Source organism: Hominilimicola fabiformis (assembly GCF_020687385.1).
GTDB lineage: Bacteria > Bacillota > Clostridia > UBA1381 > UBA1381 > Hominilimicola > Hominilimicola fabiformis.
In genome coordinates, this window is record NZ_JAJEQM010000003.1 from 209,519 (window position 1) to 224,552 (window position 15,034).

17 protein-coding genes and 1 pseudogene are annotated in these 15,034 nt (G+C 35.4%); 11 read left to right on the plus strand and 7 right to left on the minus strand.

Annotation, left to right across the window (positions count from 1 at the left end):
* The first annotated feature begins 5 nt into the window (after positions 1 to 5).
* Positions 6 to 1,019, plus strand: a complete 1,014-nt coding sequence (locus tag LKE05_RS03785; RefSeq protein WP_022231119.1) for a stalk domain-containing protein — start codon at positions 6 to 8, stop codon at positions 1,017 to 1,019.
* Positions 1,020 to 1,245: 226 nt separating this feature from the next.
* Here the strand turns inward: LKE05_RS03785 and LKE05_RS03790 are convergent, their stop codons facing one another.
* Positions 1,246 to 2,556, minus strand: coding sequence for an alpha-amylase family glycosyl hydrolase (locus LKE05_RS03790; protein ID WP_308455965.1), 1,311 nt, complete (start codon positions 2,554 to 2,556; stop codon positions 1,246 to 1,248).
* A gap of 151 nt (positions 2,557 to 2,707) precedes the next feature.
* Between LKE05_RS03790 and LKE05_RS03795 the strand changes: the two genes are divergently transcribed.
* Positions 2,708 to 3,439 (plus strand): YebC/PmpR family DNA-binding transcriptional regulator, encoded by a 732-nt coding sequence (locus LKE05_RS03795; RefSeq protein WP_022231121.1) that lies wholly within the window; start codon positions 2,708 to 2,710, stop codon positions 3,437 to 3,439.
* A gap of 359 nt (positions 3,440 to 3,798) precedes the next feature.
* Positions 3,799 to 4,101 (plus strand): hypothetical protein, encoded by a 303-nt coding sequence (locus LKE05_RS03800; protein WP_022231122.1) that lies wholly within the window; start codon positions 3,799 to 3,801, stop codon positions 4,099 to 4,101.
* A gap of 34 nt (positions 4,102 to 4,135) precedes the next feature.
* Here LKE05_RS03800 and LKE05_RS03805 read toward each other — a convergent pair.
* The 4 genes and pseudogenes from LKE05_RS03805 to LKE05_RS03820 form a co-directional block, all read right to left on the minus strand.
* Positions 4,136 to 4,291 (minus strand): annotated as a pseudogene (locus LKE05_RS03805) (sporulation transcriptional regulator SpoIIID); the annotation flags it as partial.
* The gene (locus LKE05_RS03810) at positions 4,266 to 5,867 is read right to left on the minus strand and encodes a recombinase family protein (protein ID WP_308455966.1); all 1,602 of its coding nucleotides are present in this window, start codon (positions 5,865 to 5,867) and stop codon (positions 4,266 to 4,268) included. The gene LKE05_RS03810 and the pseudogene LKE05_RS03805, both read right to left, overlap by 26 nt.
* Before the next feature lie 167 nt (positions 5,868 to 6,034).
* Positions 6,035 to 6,220 carry a helix-turn-helix domain-containing protein gene (locus LKE05_RS03815; RefSeq protein ID WP_308455967.1) on the minus strand — a complete coding sequence of 62 codons (186 nt, stop codon included), beginning with the start codon at positions 6,218 to 6,220 and terminating at the stop codon, positions 6,035 to 6,037.
* A gap of 37 nt (positions 6,221 to 6,257) precedes the next feature.
* The gene (locus LKE05_RS03820; RefSeq protein ID WP_308455968.1) at positions 6,258 to 7,310 is read right to left on the minus strand and encodes a hypothetical protein; all 1,053 of its coding nucleotides are present in this window, start codon (positions 7,308 to 7,310) and stop codon (positions 6,258 to 6,260) included.
* Between the two features lie 279 nt (positions 7,311 to 7,589).
* On the opposite strand from LKE05_RS03820, the gene LKE05_RS03825 reads away from it, so the two are divergent.
* The 8 genes from LKE05_RS03825 (at position 7,590) to LKE05_RS03860 (ending at position 12,880) form a co-directional block, all read left to right on the plus strand.
* Positions 7,590 to 7,988 (plus strand): Fur family transcriptional regulator, encoded by a 399-nt coding sequence (locus LKE05_RS03825; protein ID WP_308455969.1) that lies wholly within the window; start codon positions 7,590 to 7,592, stop codon positions 7,986 to 7,988.
* 1 nt (position 7,989) lies between these two features.
* A complete protein-coding gene (gene rbr / locus LKE05_RS03830; RefSeq protein ID WP_302628592.1) occupies positions 7,990 to 9,165 on the plus strand; it encodes a rubrerythrin in 1,176 nt (391 codons plus the stop codon).
* Between the two features lie 13 nt (positions 9,166 to 9,178).
* Entirely contained in the window at positions 9,179 to 10,135 is a 957-nt protein-coding gene (locus tag LKE05_RS03835) for an L-lactate dehydrogenase (RefSeq protein WP_302628593.1), read from the plus strand.
* A gap of 109 nt (positions 10,136 to 10,244) precedes the next feature.
* Positions 10,245 to 10,400 (plus strand): rubredoxin, encoded by a 156-nt coding sequence (locus LKE05_RS03840; protein ID WP_022231129.1) that lies wholly within the window; start codon positions 10,245 to 10,247, stop codon positions 10,398 to 10,400.
* A gap of 22 nt (positions 10,401 to 10,422) precedes the next feature.
* A complete protein-coding gene (locus LKE05_RS03845; protein WP_308455970.1) occupies positions 10,423 to 11,655 on the plus strand; it encodes an HD-GYP domain-containing protein in 1,233 nt (410 codons plus the stop codon).
* Positions 11,656 to 11,797: 142 nt separating this feature from the next.
* Positions 11,798 to 12,085, plus strand: coding sequence for a DUF960 domain-containing protein (locus tag LKE05_RS03850; protein WP_308455971.1), 288 nt, complete (start codon positions 11,798 to 11,800; stop codon positions 12,083 to 12,085).
* 14 nt (positions 12,086 to 12,099) lie between these two features.
* Positions 12,100 to 12,564 (plus strand): hypothetical protein, encoded by a 465-nt coding sequence (locus LKE05_RS03855; RefSeq protein ID WP_308455972.1) that lies wholly within the window; start codon positions 12,100 to 12,102, stop codon positions 12,562 to 12,564.
* A 169-nt stretch (positions 12,565 to 12,733) separates the two neighbouring features.
* The gene (locus tag LKE05_RS03860; RefSeq protein ID WP_308455973.1) at positions 12,734 to 12,880 is read left to right on the plus strand and encodes a hypothetical protein; all 147 of its coding nucleotides are present in this window, start codon (positions 12,734 to 12,736) and stop codon (positions 12,878 to 12,880) included.
* Between the two features lie 61 nt (positions 12,881 to 12,941).
* Here the strand turns inward: LKE05_RS03860 and LKE05_RS03865 are convergent, their stop codons facing one another.
* Together LKE05_RS03865 and LKE05_RS03870 are read right to left on the minus strand one after the other, a co-directional pair.
* Entirely contained in the window at positions 12,942 to 13,928 is a 987-nt protein-coding gene (locus LKE05_RS03865; RefSeq protein ID WP_308455974.1) for a Fic family protein, read from the minus strand.
* A gap of 275 nt (positions 13,929 to 14,203) precedes the next feature.
* Positions 14,204 to 14,974, minus strand: coding sequence for an AraC family transcriptional regulator (locus tag LKE05_RS03870; RefSeq protein WP_022228796.1), 771 nt, complete (start codon positions 14,972 to 14,974; stop codon positions 14,204 to 14,206).
* Between the last annotated feature and the right edge of the window lie 60 nt (positions 14,975 to 15,034).

A 15,034-nucleotide genomic window follows, 5' to 3' on the forward strand; every position in this document is an offset into this window, starting at 1 on the left:
TAAAAATGAAAAAATTAAAGAAAGCTGTTTTGGCAGTTTTATCAGCGGTATTGGTGGTAGGAAATATTAACGCAGTGTTCGCTGACGGTGATATAAGTGTAAGAATGAATGGGATTGTGTCGAATGACGTCAGTTACATAAATTTTACGGATACGAAACCTATACAAATCGATAACCGAACATTGACGCCCGCAAGGGCAATGGCGGAGGCTGCCGGTATGGAGGTTGAATGGGACCAGCCGACTCAGACCGCACTTTTGACGCTTAAAGCAGACGCAAATTCGGACAGACCGATAGAACGTTTTGCGTCAGAGGCGATTAATAAAATTGACGGTTTGGGGTTGGATATGACGCCGACAAGTATAACGGCAGCTTTAAGACTTAATGACAGCAACGCTGTTATTAGGTATAACTTTACCGATTCTGACGGCGATAATGTGCCGTTTGGCAAGGATTATGAAATGGTTTCGCAGGCTGTTTTCATAGAGGACGGTACACTTATGATACCGATACGTGATTCTATGGAAATGTTCGGACTTGATATTGAATGGTATCAAGATGAGCTTTGTGCGGAAGTTAATATCCCCGAAGAAATAGATATTCCCGAAGGGCTTGCAATAATTCCGAACCACGGAAACGGTAAATACAGCGCAGATAATCTTGCCGACAACTCAATTCCGAGTATAGATATTGAGGATGTGCCTGTTGACAATGATCAGCAACTCGGTACATATTTGGGTAAGTTTAAGATTACGCATTATTGCCCTTGTGCAATCTGTAACGGCGGTTGGGGAGCGTATACCGCCTGGGCGGGTGAGCTTATTCCCGGTCAGACCATTGCGGTGAACCCTAAAATTATTCCTAAATTAAGTTGGGTGTATGTTGACGGCTATGGTTACAGACACGCCGAAGATACCGGCAGCGGTATAGGTGAATATCATATTGATATGGCTGTGCCGACTCATTCAATGGCAGTGGCACTCGGTGTTGTATACAAAGATGTATATTTGGTTGAATAACAGAGTGCCGACAAATTGTCTGGAACGTGCAAAACATTATTTTTATATTTCAAAATTTAATTTATAGCTGTAACAAATAACAGGCAAGCCTACAGCTTGCCTGTGCACTTTTTGCGAAAATAAACTCTAACGTACCAATGTACGCCGACGAGTTCATTTTCACAAAATCCAAACTAATTTCTCGACCTCTGCCAGCCTGTCGACATTTTGTCGACAGGCTTTTGTATTATCTTTCCATTTTCCAATACTGTACGCTGTAAGGTGGTAATTCACTGCCGCCGCCGAAGTCGTGCATATTACCGCTGATTAAGTCAACAGCCGTACCGCAACCGGCGTCAAAATGCACTGTAACAGGATTTTCGTCTGCATTGATAGCGACAAGAACACGTTCATCATCATATTTTCTTTCAAATATGCAGTGCTTGTTTTGTAAAACAACCGAACGGAAATCACCGTAGCACAATGCTTTACTGTTTTTGTGTGCCGTAGCAAGTTTTGATATAAATTCTGAAAGCTCATTGTCCAAAGGCTCATCAAAGCATACACGAAGTGCAGGATCACCCTCGTTTTTATGTGCTTTTGCACCCCATTCGCTGCCGTAATATACACAAGGAATACCAGGCATACCGAAAATCATACCGTAAGTAAGCGGTATATGCTTTTCGTTTGTAAGTATGCTTGCAATTCTTGAAACATCGTGGTTGTCAACAAAACTCAATAGGTGCTTGCCACGGTACAATGTCCATTGTTCGGGACCGAATTGACGTAACAATGAATGTACAATTTCAAACATATTCATACTGTTAAAACTTGAATAAACACCCTTGTAACATTCATAATTAGTGCAACTGTGGAGCATATCGTCATTGACAAATTGATTGTAGTCACCGTGAAGAAGTTCGCCGAGCAGAAGAAAATCATTTTTTAAACCGTCAGTATAACTTCTCAATCTCTTTAGGAAATCCTTGTCAAGACAGTATGCAACGTCAAGACGTAAACCGTCAATGTCAAATTCGTCAATCCATAGTTTGATACATTCAAAGATGTGATTTATAACTTCTTCATTGCGAAGATTGATTTTTACAAGATCGAAATTACCCTCCCAGCCTTCGTACCAAAGACCATCATTGTAATTTGAATTACCGTTGAAATCAATGAAAAACCAATCGCGGTAACGTGAGTTCTCCCTGTTTTGGAGAACGTCCTGAAATGCCCAAAATCCTCGTCCGACGTGGTTGAATACGCCGTCAAGAACAACTTTGATGTTGTTTTTGTGTAGATTTTCGCATACTTCTTTAAAGTCGTCATTTGTGCCAAGACGACAGTCGATTTTTTTGTAATCACGAGTATTGTAACCGTGTGTGTCCGATTCAAATACAGGTGAAAAATATATTGCATTCGCTCCGAGATTTTTTATATGCTCAATCCAATCGTTTACTTTTAAAATTCTGTGCGTTAAAACACCGTCATTTTCAAACGGTGCACCGCAAAATCCTAACGGATAAATTTGATAAAATACACTTTCATATGCCCACATATTTCCGGCCTCCTTAATGGTTATAATTTATTATATCATCTGTGCAGTATAAACGTCAATAAAAAGAAAATATTTATAGAAAAAACTTGAAAAACCGCATAGAATGTGATAAAATAAATTAGTATGAACAAATTTAAAAGGAGTTTTAATTATGTCAGGACATTCAAAATGGAGTACAATTAAGCGTAAAAAGGGCGCAAACGATGCCCAAAGAGCTAAGATATTTACAAAAATCGCTCGTGAAATTATAGTTGCCGTAAAGGCAGGCGGTCCGGATCCGGATAATAACTCAAGTCTTAAAGACGCTATCGCAAAGGCTCGTTCAAATAATATGCCTAACGATAATATAAACAGAACAATTAAAAAGGCGGCAGGCGATACAGACGGTGATAACTACGAAAGTATCACATACGAAGGTTATGGACCTGCAGGTGTTGCGGTAATCGTAAACGCACTTACAGATAACAGAAACAGAACTGCCGCAGACGTACGTCACGCATTCGATAAGAACGGCGGTAATATGGGACAGACAGGCTGCGTAAGCTTTATGTTTGACCAAAAGGGTATTATCATTATCGAAAATGAAGATATGGACGAAGATGAAATCACTATGGACGCTCTTGAAGCCGGTGCAGATGATATTGAAGTAGAGGACGGCGTTGCGGAAATCGTGACTGCTCCGTCTGATATGGGTGCTGTTCGTGACGCACTTGCGGAAAAGTATACTATTTCTTCTGCCGAAGTCAGTATGGTTCCTCAAACAATGACTGAACTTACAGAAGAAGGTCAAATCAATGCAATGACCAAGCTTCTTGATATGCTTGAAGACAATGATGATGTACAGGATGTATATCACAACTGGGATATGCCTTCAGAAGACTAATTCAAGTGATTTGGGGCATATCTGCACAATATTTTAAACTTGAAGTATAAACATACGTCGGCGTTTAAAATATTGCACACCTATACCCCAACTGACTTGAATTAAAATTCAAGCAATTTTCGACATATCTGTACGGTTTCAAAAGCTCGAAGTATAAACATACGTCTGCGACTTAAAAAAGCACAACTAAACTAAAACTTGCTTGAATTAAAATTTAAGTGGCTTTTCAGTCTATTTGCACATTTTTCAAGTCTTGAAGTATAAACATACGTCGGCAGTGAAAAACTGTACATCTATACCAACTAACTTGAATTGAAATTTGCGGGTTTTAAACACAAACATTAACAAAGGATTAGATTATGAAGAACAAGATTATTCAATTATTGCAAAGCACAGCGGGAATGCTCATATTTGCACTTTTAAGCGGTTGTGCGTATTATATTGTAGTATTAAAATTCATACTGTCACACACATCTGTCGGCGGCGGATTATTAGGATTTTTCTTTCTGCCGGCAATCATATTCGGTGCGGCGCTTGTGCTTATAAAAATAATAAAGCAATGTATGGAAAACGGTAACTACAATGCGGTTAATTTAATATTTTGGCTGCATATTGTATTTATAATAATATCAGCCGTATTTCTTGTTTCGATGTTTGTATAATTTAAAACGGTGTTCGTCGTGAACACCGTTTTTCTTATTTTAATTTTTCGAGCAAATATTTTTCCTTTGTTGCCATACCCCCACGAATGTGACGTTCTGCCTTGTTCTGCTCCAAAACCGCCTGTGCTTCTTTGTACAATGCAGGGTTTATTTTATAAAGTCGTTCATGTACATCTTTGTGCACGGTTGTTACTATCAGTGTCGATTTCAACCACGTCTGAAATATTGATAGGGAAGTTCAGTCCCTCAATATCTTCGGCAATGTTAAAGTAAACATATATCTCATTTTTTGAAACAACACGAATTTCTTTTACAACCTTTTTCAATTCCTCGTTTGTGATGTTGCCCGAAAAATCAAATGCACTGAATGTGTTAAGAAATGCTTGAATACTTGCTTTGATTTTTTGAGTGATTTCTCGTGTCTTGTTTGTTTCGTTAAGACGAAAACTCAATTTTTCGATTTCTTCGTTTATAGGAATCATATCGTGTTCCGCCTCGTCCATTGTAATAAGTGCTTTTACGGCAAGTGTTTTTAATCGTTCACGTTCCTGTTTTAATTCGTCAAGACGGTTTTCGACTTCCTCCAACACAATACCGCTTGTATTTCTGATGTATTCTTTGATTATACTGTTGCACCTTGTTTCGACAAGTGTAAAAAAGCTTTCTCGGTCGTTAAGCAATGATTTAAACAATGTATTCAAAGCCGATTTCAACCAATCTTCATCAATGCGGATGTATTCGGAATCACATCTGCCGCTGCCGTATGAGCTTCGTTTTGAGCAAGTCCACCAAACTTTAGGCGGTCGGTTGGGGGAGTATTGCTTTTGATATCGTCTGTATGAAAAGCCACAACTGTTGCATTTTATAAGATTTGAAAATAAATGCTTATTACTGCGTTTTTCACGTTGACAGTATTGCTTTGCGTTCTTTTCTTTTATCTGTTGTGCCTTTTCAAATTGCTCGTCCGATATAATGCGAAATTCCGGTCTTTCCGATACATACCATTCTTCTTTAGGATTTTTTTGTCGCTGACTTGTAAATATATCTTTCATACTCTCTTTACCGTTAATGACCGTGCCTATATAAATCGGATTGGTTAAAATTCTGCCGACAGAAATTTGACTCCAATTATAATTCGGTTGACCGTCTTTTAATTTTTTTGTCTTGACGTGTGACTCGTAAAGAAATTTTGCAATTTTCGCCATGCCCCATTCTTCTTCGGTGTATAAGTCAAAAATTTTCTGTACCCAACGGCTTTCTTCTGGATTGGGTACAAGAGTGTATTTGTCGGTTCTGTCGTAGCCGAAAACAAAATTCGGAACAATACCTCGCTCTTTGCTGAATTGCTTGCCGAATTTTGTGCGTTCACTGATTTTTTGACTCTCGTTTTCCGCAATCATAGCCATAAGGTTGAGCGTAAACATGTCAATATCCTTGCCCTCACCCATGTTTACAAGGTGTAGTTGAACACCGAGATTTGCAAGCTCTCTTGAAACAGTTATAAAGTCAAGAGTGTTTCTGAACAGACGGCTAATGTCCTTGACATATAAACGCTGAAATTCACCACGTCTTGCCGCACTCAAAAGCCTTTGTAAATCTTTTCTGTTTTTCATTTTGGTGGCGGATTTGCCCTTGTCACTATATATGCGAATGAGCGTGTCGTTACGATTGCCGACGTATTTTTCAAAAAATTCACGCTGATTTTCCAGACTTAGCTCTTGTTCTTCCTTGTTTGTAGAAACCCTGATGTATGCCACTGCGTCCATTTAAACACCCTCTCTGTTAATTCTAAAATATTCTAAAAGAAGTATATCATAGAATTATTTGAAATACAATAGTACAATGTAAATTTGTAAATAATATTAGATAAAGTATCACCAAACATTAAAAATGGTGAGGACGTACCTCACCATTTTGTGTTTATTGCGATACCTTATGTATTTATTCCGCTTTCAGAAGAGATATAGTCGTCTACGGCTTTCTTGGGGATTTTCCAACACGAGCCGATTTTAAAGCCTTTGATTTTACCGTTCCTCAGCAGGTTATACAAAGTGTTTCTTCCGACAAGAAGATAATCCATAACTTCATCAGTGGTCCATATTTCATAATTATCTGACATTATGCGTCAACTCCATTCGTAAAATATTAATTGTATGTTATACGCATAAATCATCATAATCGGAATACTCCAATGCCAAGTCTAAAGGATTTCTGATTGTATCAAATTCGTAGCGTCTTGGAATTACGACAGGACTCACACCGATTTTATTAAACTTTTTAAGTATGGCTTTTATCTGAGATTTATTGAAATTAAGTATATCAAACGCCCTATCTAAACTGCTGTGAGTAGCAGATGACTTTACAAGCTCTTTCATCAATTTCTTTGAATTTTTCTTGCATGATGATTTATCAATCATTGAGTATATGTCAGTAAGTTTATAAAAATCACCTGTGCCATAGAAGATATTTGCATAATGCTTGAAAATGTATTTTCCTATAATATCACTTTCCTTTAAAAAGGAAGATGCAGAAGTACATTTGAATTTCTTTGTAAGATGTCTGACTTTCTTTTTAAAACAACGTATTTCAATTCTTATAATTTTTTTTGAATTATCAATATAACGACATTTAGGATTTTTTTCTTTTAGCTGTCGATATTTATTGTAGTAGGTGACTTCAATACCGTTATTTCCGGTTATGGTAATACCATTCTTTGATAAGGTATTTCTTTTAGATTTTTCGTTTTTATATTTTTTTATGGTATATTTGCTCGGGAAATATCCTCGTTTTAATAAATTTATGTAAGAATCAATTACTGCTTGATCATTCAGTTCCACATTGCTGCAATAATCAATTCTTGATATATTGCAAGAATCAAATTCAGGTAAAAATGGTGATACGGTTTTTATCAATATATTAAATTTCTTTATAAGTTTATCAATGTTTTTAGAATTAAATATTCCAATATAGTTGTGGTTTTCCAATACACGTCTTGGATTGATTCTATAATATAAGACATGATGATTATATTCGTCTTGTTTGTATTTTTTTATGAATATTATGATACCGTAATCTTGTAATGCGTTGAAAACAGCACAATCGTCTTTGGGTTTGTAATTTTGTCCGGATGCATTATATAATTCATTGTATACAATACGCACATCATCAGTGGATAACTTGTAACTTAGTTCAAATGTATGAAAATTCATACTATTACCTCCTTAGTATTACCGCATTATTGGTTTATATATAATACGATATTAGTATTATATTGTTATCTTAATATTATTTTTTATATTTTTATTTGGTAAAATATTTATACTTATATAATGACAGGTGATGTATAATCGAAGATGGTGAAGTAAATGCAGAGATAAAAGTCGATTTAAATATATATTTAATAGTAGTAATTGTTGATATTTTCCTTGACAATAAAAGAAAAATGATATATAATCTTAATTAATAATAAATCCTAACAAGGAGGACAAATGACGAGTAGAAGAAACACCATTCAGAAAGACTTAGTACGAAATGCTGTATATGAGATGAAAAGACATGTTACAGCAAATGAAGTGTATGAATTTATAAAAGAATCATATCCTACAATCGGAAAAGGAACTGTATATAGAAATCTTGATATATTGGTAGAGGAAGGTGCTTTGAGGAAAGTTGAAGTCTCGGAGGGACCAAACCGATTCGATTTTACATTGAAAAATCACTACCATGTCAAGTGTGTAAAATGCGGTGAGGTATCAGATGTGGATATGGATGAAATACCGGATTTGATGAAAAAAATTCATGATACTCACGGAATTGAATTTTTGGATTACGATATTTCATTTAAAGGCATTTGCTCAAAATGCAGGGAGGAGGCAAAAGAGGAATAACATGGATAGAAAAGCAATGTATAGGCTGAGTTACGGACTGTTTGTATTGACTGCAAGGGAAGCTGAAAAAGATAATGGATGCATTATTAACACAGCAATTCAGGCAGCTTCGGAACCAAACCAATTAAGTATATGCGTCAATAAGACAAATTACACGCATGATATGATTGAAAGAACCGGAAAATTTACAGTATCAGTTCTGAGTCAGAATGCACAGTTTGAATTATTTAAACATTTTGGCTTTCAATCAGGAAGAAATACCAATAAATTTGAAACATTTAAAAAGTGTGACAGGGGTATAAATGATATTTATTATATTACGGAAGGTACAAATGCATATATTTCTGTAAAAGTTATTAAAACAGAGGATTTGGGTTCACATACAATGTTTATCGGTGAGATAACCGATATGGAAGTTTTAAGTAATATACCTTCTGTCACATATGATTATTACCAGAATAATATTAAGCCAGAGAACGTTGGAAAAACGGAGGACGGTCAGACAATATGGCGTTGCAGAATTTGTGGATATGAATATGTAGGTGAAGAACTACCGGATGATTTTATATGTCCTTTATGTAAGCACCCGGCATCAGATTTTGAAAAAGTAGTAAAGAAAACGGAGGTAAAAGTAATGGCAGCAAACAAGTACGCAGGAACACAGACAGAGAAAAATTTACAGGAGGCATTTGCAGGAGAATCACAGGCAAGAAATAAGTATACTTATTTTGCATCTGTAGCGAAAAAGGAAGGCTATGAGCAGATGTCAGCTTTATTTTTAAAAACAGCAGATAATGAAAAAGAACATGCAAAGATGTGGTTCAAGGAACTGGCAGGAATTAGTAATACAAAAGAAAATTTAGCGGCAGCTGCGGAAGGCGAAAATTATGAGTGGACAGATATGTATGAGAGCTTTGCAAAAACGGCTGAGGAAGAAGGTTTCCATGAGCTTGCAGCAAAATTCAGAGCTGTAGGAGAGATTGAAAAGCACCACGAAGAGAGATATCGTGCTCTTCTTAAGAATATCGAAACTGCACAGGTATTTGAAAAAAGTGAAGTTAATGTATGGGAATGCCGTAACTGCGGACATATTGTGGTAGGAACAAAGGCTCCGGAGGTATGTCCAGTATGTAATCATCCACAGAGCTATTTTGAAGTGCATGAAGAAAATTATTAAGGGGGAGATTATTATGAAGAAACAAACGATTAATTCAAAAAAAGCAGTAATGATAGGCTGTGGCTTTGTCGGTTCCGCATCTGTATTTGCTCTTATGCAAAGTGGATTATTTACAGAGATTGTTCTTATTGATGCAGATAAGGATAAAGCAGATGGTGAAGCGATGGATATTAGTCATGGAATACCATTTGCCAGTCCAATGAAAATATATGCCGGTGATTATGATGATGTTGTTGATGCTGCAATCGTTATCATATCTGCCGGAGCAGGACAAAAACCGGGAGAAACAAGACTTGATCTTGTAAATAAAAATGTAGCAATATTTAAGTCAATTATTCCTGAAATAGCAAAGAGAAATTTTGCAGGTATCATGTTGGTAGTCGCTAATCCGGTAGATATTCTTACTCAGGTAGCCATAAAGTTATCAGGACTTCCGGAAAACAGAGTTATTGGTTCGGGTACAGTGTTAGATAGTGCACGATTAAGATATAAGCTTGGTGAGCATTTATCGGTGGATAGCAGGAGTGTTCATGCATTTATCTTAGGAGAACATGGTGACAGTGAAGTTGTAGCATGGTCATCAGCCAATGTATCTGGTGTTCCGTTAAGTGAAATGTGTGAAATGCGTGGGCATTACAAGCATAAGGAAAATACGGAAGAAATAGCGACAGCGGTCAAGAATAGTGCTTATGAAATTATAAATAAAAAGCATGCTACATATTATGGAATTGCGATGTCTGTAAAAAGAATCTGTGAAGTGATTATGAGAGACGAGAAATCAATACTCCCAATATCTCACATGATTCATGGTATATATGACATTGACGGAGTTTCATTGAGTATGCCGGCTATTGTAGGTGCAAATGGTGTTGAGTCAGACGTACCTATTAATTTGAATGGCGAGGAAGCATTAAAGCTTAAGGAATCAGCTGATGCTTTGAAAAAAATTATAGAAAAAATTGAACTATAAACTTTTGCAGATAGAATAAAATGGAATATGCATATTAAGATTACATAATAACACAAATATAACAGCAATATAGGCTGTGCATTAATATATTTATAAGGAGGAACAACGAATGAAATACATATGTGATGTTTGCGGATGGGAATACGATGAGGAGAAGGGCTACCCGGAAGGTGGTATTGCACCCGGTACAAAATGGGAGGATATTCCGGAGGATTTTGAATGTCCGTTATGTTTTGTAGGAAAAGATCAGTTTTCAGAAGCTTAATTTGATTATAAAGGATATATATATGAAAGTAGAGCCACTTAGTATAGATATTGTTGGATTGGTAGGAGCTTGTTCTTATGCATTGGACTGCATCGAAGCAGAACTTGTAAATGTAAAAAATAAACATGGAAAAAGAGTGGCTTATATAAGTGTACGTATGGCTGAATATTGGTCAATCAAAAGTGATGCGTTACAAGATTTAGCCATGTGTGCTTTGTTGCATGATAATGCCCTAACCCAATATATTTCGGAAGAACTACAAAATCATTCCGATGTTTATATCAAAAATAATTTATCAGAGGAGAAAAAACATCTTCATTGTATTTATGGTGAAAAAAATATCTCAAAACTTCCGTTTAAAACAGATGTTTCAAACGCTATATTATATCACCATGAGCATGCGGATGGAACCGGTCCATTTCAAAAGACATGGCGGGAAATTCCATTGTTTGCAAGGATAATTCATTTGGCTGATATGATTGATATTATCGGAAACAGTAAGGACTTTAATGGGCAGAGATGGAATTTTATATGTCAGTATCTTTCAAAAAATAAGGATCGTTTATTTGACTCCGAATGTGTGAACGCTTTTCGTCATGCATTCACAAAAGAATCCTTTATGTGTTTAAGTGATGATTCTTTTGAAACAAATCTATGGGGGATTATTCCAAGAAAAAAACAAGTTTTTGACTGGGAAACATGTAAAAACGTTGCAGACTTTTTTGCAAATATTATTGATTATAAATCTTCTTTTACCAGCAGGCATTCTGTAGGAGTAGCTGAAAAAGCATCTCTGCTTGCTAACTATATGGGATTTAACACAATAAATACACAAAAAATGTATTTGGCTGGCGCTTTGCATGATATCGGTAAAATGGCAATAGGCAATGAGATTTTGGAAAAACCAGATAAACTCACGGATGATGAATTTTCTAAAATGAAAAATCATGCTGGGTATACGTATCGTATATTATCAGATGTTGATGATTTTGAGGAAATACGAGATTGGGCGGCTTTTCACCATGAAAAGTTAAATGGAAAAGGATATCCTTTTGGAAAAACTGCTGATGAATTAAATGAGCCGGAACGTATCATGGCTTGCATTGATATTTATCAAGCGCTTACCGAGGACAGACCATATAAGAAAGGATTATCGCATGAAAAAACATGTGATATACTTGATGACATGGCACAGAAAGGTTTTATCGATTCAACTATCTCAAACAAACTCAGAGAATTTTTCAACATAATCTAAGATACTATAATAAAAAACTGCGATATAATTACTGAGAAAAGTAATATATCGCAGTTTTTTTATTTTGGCTTTTCCGAAGTTATAAATATATAGTATATATGTGAATAGTCACAGACTAAATAAATTAAAAAGGAGGATAGAGATGTTTAATGGGAAAAGATTTGTTACAAGCGGGATTGCGGAGAAAGTACCGTTGGAATTGCAAGTGACAATGTGGAATATGATTGACACCATGGACGAGCAAAAGGACTATTTACAAGTATTCGACTTATCGGAGGAAAACGGAAAACAGAAGATTGTTCATTCACAAGAACAACCGGAATACAAGAAGGAGTATCTGTTTGAAACAGGTACTCCTTTTTTGTGTGCAAAGATTTTTGTCATAGACGATGTGACACATTCAACAATGCTATTTAACTATGAATATTAACGGAGGAAAAGAAAATGAGTGAAGAAAATAAAAATGTACGATGTGATTTATACAGAAAAATTTTTAATTCTGCCATTGAAAAATCAGTCAACCTTCAAGAAGAAGAACTTCATTCAAAAGATGAAGCAAAACTTTTTGTTGACACTATTAATGTAATGAGAGCCTCAAATAAGGTTTCACTTTCAGAAATACAAGAGGGTAAGAAGAATATAGCATCTTGTTCTAATAATTGTATTGGTTATTATGATGGAATTTATATTTATCTTATCTGGGAAGCGGCATATGCAAAAGCAAATGAATTTTTGCGGAAAGCAGATGATGGATTTTCTTTGCCCAAAAGAGAACTTGAAACAAAATTAATTAAAAAAGGGTATTTAATACCTGCTAAAGACGGGCGTCATAAAGTCAAAAAAACTATTAATGGGTCAAGAAGCGGATTAATGAGATTCGACCGCAAAAAGTTTGAAAATAATAAATAAATTTTAAGTGTGCCAAGTGTGACAGGTGTGTCAAATATAGTATTTATGCGGTTTATAGGCATATTACAGTGTGGCATCATGTCACATGTGGCACAGTATATATGATAATTTTGTTATTATTTTAATCTGCATTGCATATTATAACATATCACGGAAAGGGGGAGGTACATTGGACAAGTCACAAAAAGTTATAACAATAGATGAAGTAGACGAGCGGATAAAAGAACACATACGGGACGTTCTTGCAACCGCAATAGCAAAAAGCCTTGCCCGCACGGTTATTAAAGAAGTTTGCGGTGAGGATACGGATACATAAAAATTATAGAGCAGAGAATACGTTTTGTTATTCTCTGCTTTATTTTTTTACATAATAGACTTTATTTTTTACGATATTTTTGATTTTTACTGTTTGGTTTATCGGGAATAGTCATTTCTATGAGTCCGTTTTTCAGTGCCGGATTGAGATAATTTTTTCTGAAAGTAGGTCTATGTGAAAGTCCTAATCGTTGCATAAGCTGAGTAGCAGATAGCACTTCATTTCCCATACAATTTAACAGTATTTCAACTTGGTCGCTAACTTGGTCGCTAACTTGGTCGCTAACTTGGTCGGTGGTGTCTAAATCATTTAGGGCATCGAATATTATTTGCATCATCATTTCTACAAATACAGTACAGTCAGCTTTGTTATCTGAGATAGCGAGAGCGTCATAATATTCTTGTTGTCGCTCTTTTATAAGTTCTTCAATAGGTAACCAAGAGAATAATTTATTCCATTGACTAAGTAATAGTGTGTGCCACATTCTACCGATTCGTCCGTTGCCATCTGCAAACGGATGAATAAATTCAAACTCATAGTGAAAAATGCAACTTTTAATTAAAATATGCAATGGAGATTGTTTGTACCATTCAAATAGGTCACTGATTAATTGAGGTACATAATTTGCAGGAGGAGCGGTATGAATTAATTTATTTCCGTCAAAAATACCGACACCGCCATTTCTAAAACGACCATTTTCTTTAACTAAATCATTCATCATTAGCTTATGTGCTTTTAACAAATCTTCAATACTAAGAGGATTGAGTGTAAGCATTATATCATATGCTTCATATGCGTTTTGTACTTCTTTGATTTCTTGAGGTGCACCCAAAATTCGCTTACCATTTATAACCGCTGTAACTTGTTCTAATGATAATGAATTGTGTTCAATAGCCAGAGATGAGTGAATTGTTTTTATTCTGTTTTCACGTCTTAGCTTTAGACTGCTGCTTTTATGCAATATACTTACTTGTCCGACAAGTTCACTGGTTTTGGCAAGTAAATTGATTATATCGTCATTAATTGAAAATGGTGGTTTGTATTCCATTTAGCATACCTGCCTTTCTATAAGCTATTTACAAATATTATATCATATTTGTTTCATATTTTCAAATCAATATAAATTTTAGAGTGAAGTATGTTATCAGATGTTCCTTTGGCATATAGTGTATTAACAAACTCACCTATATTCCAACACTTTAACATATTCTGAAAAACTATAACTGCTGTTGTTAAAGCTTTGGTTCATGATAACCATAGGAGATTAATATTTTTGTGGCAAATACAACCGTTCCGATATATTTCTGTTATGATGTCTGAATGCTATTTTTGGTTGTCATTACACTTTATCATCTCACGCGGTGTACGACCCGTAAAATGCTTAAAATTGCGGTTGAAGCTGCATAGGCTGTCATAGCCGCACTCCTCCGCAATCTGCTGTATCTGCACATGATTTTGATTGCTGAGCATATACAATGCTCGGTTTATTCTGTATTTATTCAAATACTCCGTATAACTTATTCCCATACGTTTTTTAAAGGTTCTCGATAGATACGAATACCCATAAGACAATTCTTCGGCGGCTGTCTGCAAAAGGCAGGGAGTTTTAAAGTTCTTTTCAATATATCGTAAAATTTTAATGAGCAACTGTGACTCCTCATTATTTGCGGCTTCTTTAAAATTCGTACTCTCCACTAAAATTCCGAATATAGAATATAACAAGCCCTTTTGCTCAAAAATATTTTTCGCGTCAAAATATTTTTTGAAATTCGAAATCTCCTTAATATCATTTTTTTCGGGAAGCATATTTTGATAGCGGTTTGTAAATTCGGGGATTAAATCAGGCATAAAAGTGATTACACGCATTTTTGAGCTTTTTTCCGTTTCATAGCTATGGAGCTGACGTGGAAATATTATTACGCTGTCATTCTGTTTTAAATTATATAATACGGTATCTATTGTAATATTTATTTCGCCGTCAATAATAAAGCAAATCTCAAAAGACTCGTGGTAATGTATATTCCAATTCAGATTATCCACATCATATGAAAGAAATTTGTAATTCGGGTTTTCCCATTCTTTTTCGTACATCATAAAAATCACCTGTTAAAAGTATATCATTTCATATACTCTCGGTCAAGATTAAAGAGCAAA

Bases quoted from the DNA above. Each gene is read 5' to 3' on its own strand.
- LKE05_RS03785 (WP_022231119.1), top strand. From the start codon at position 6: ATGAAAAAATTAAAGAAAGCTGTTTTGGCAGTTTTATCAGCGGTATTG.
- LKE05_RS03790 (WP_308455965.1), bottom strand. From the start codon at position 2,556: ATGTGGGCATATGAAAGTGTATTTTATCAAATTTATCCGTTAGGATTT.
- LKE05_RS03795 (WP_022231121.1), top strand. From the start codon at position 2,708: ATGTCAGGACATTCAAAATGGAGTACAATTAAGCGTAAAAAGGGCGCA.
- LKE05_RS03800 (WP_022231122.1), top strand. From the start codon at position 3,799: ATGAAGAACAAGATTATTCAATTATTGCAAAGCACAGCGGGAATGCTC.
- LKE05_RS03810 (WP_308455966.1), bottom strand. From the start codon at position 5,867: ATGGACGCAGTGGCATACATCAGGGTTTCTACAAACAAGGAAGAACAA.
- LKE05_RS03815 (WP_308455967.1), bottom strand. From the start codon at position 6,220: ATGTCAGATAATTATGAAATATGGACCACTGATGAAGTTATGGATTAT.
- LKE05_RS03820 (WP_308455968.1), bottom strand. From the start codon at position 7,310: ATGAATTTTCATACATTTGAACTAAGTTACAAGTTATCCACTGATGAT.
- LKE05_RS03825 (WP_308455969.1), top strand. From the start codon at position 7,590: ATGACGAGTAGAAGAAACACCATTCAGAAAGACTTAGTACGAAATGCT.
- rbr (WP_302628592.1), top strand. From the start codon at position 7,990: ATGGATAGAAAAGCAATGTATAGGCTGAGTTACGGACTGTTTGTATTG.
- LKE05_RS03835 (WP_302628593.1), top strand. From the start codon at position 9,179: ATGAAGAAACAAACGATTAATTCAAAAAAAGCAGTAATGATAGGCTGT.
- LKE05_RS03840 (WP_022231129.1), top strand. From the start codon at position 10,245: ATGAAATACATATGTGATGTTTGCGGATGGGAATACGATGAGGAGAAG.
- LKE05_RS03845 (WP_308455970.1), top strand. From the start codon at position 10,423: ATGAAAGTAGAGCCACTTAGTATAGATATTGTTGGATTGGTAGGAGCT.
- LKE05_RS03850 (WP_308455971.1), top strand. From the start codon at position 11,798: ATGTTTAATGGGAAAAGATTTGTTACAAGCGGGATTGCGGAGAAAGTA.
- LKE05_RS03855 (WP_308455972.1), top strand. From the start codon at position 12,100: ATGAGTGAAGAAAATAAAAATGTACGATGTGATTTATACAGAAAAATT.
- LKE05_RS03865 (WP_308455974.1), bottom strand. From the start codon at position 13,928: ATGGAATACAAACCACCATTTTCAATTAATGACGATATAATCAATTTA.
- LKE05_RS03870 (WP_022228796.1), bottom strand. From the start codon at position 14,974: ATGATGTACGAAAAAGAATGGGAAAACCCGAATTACAAATTTCTTTCA.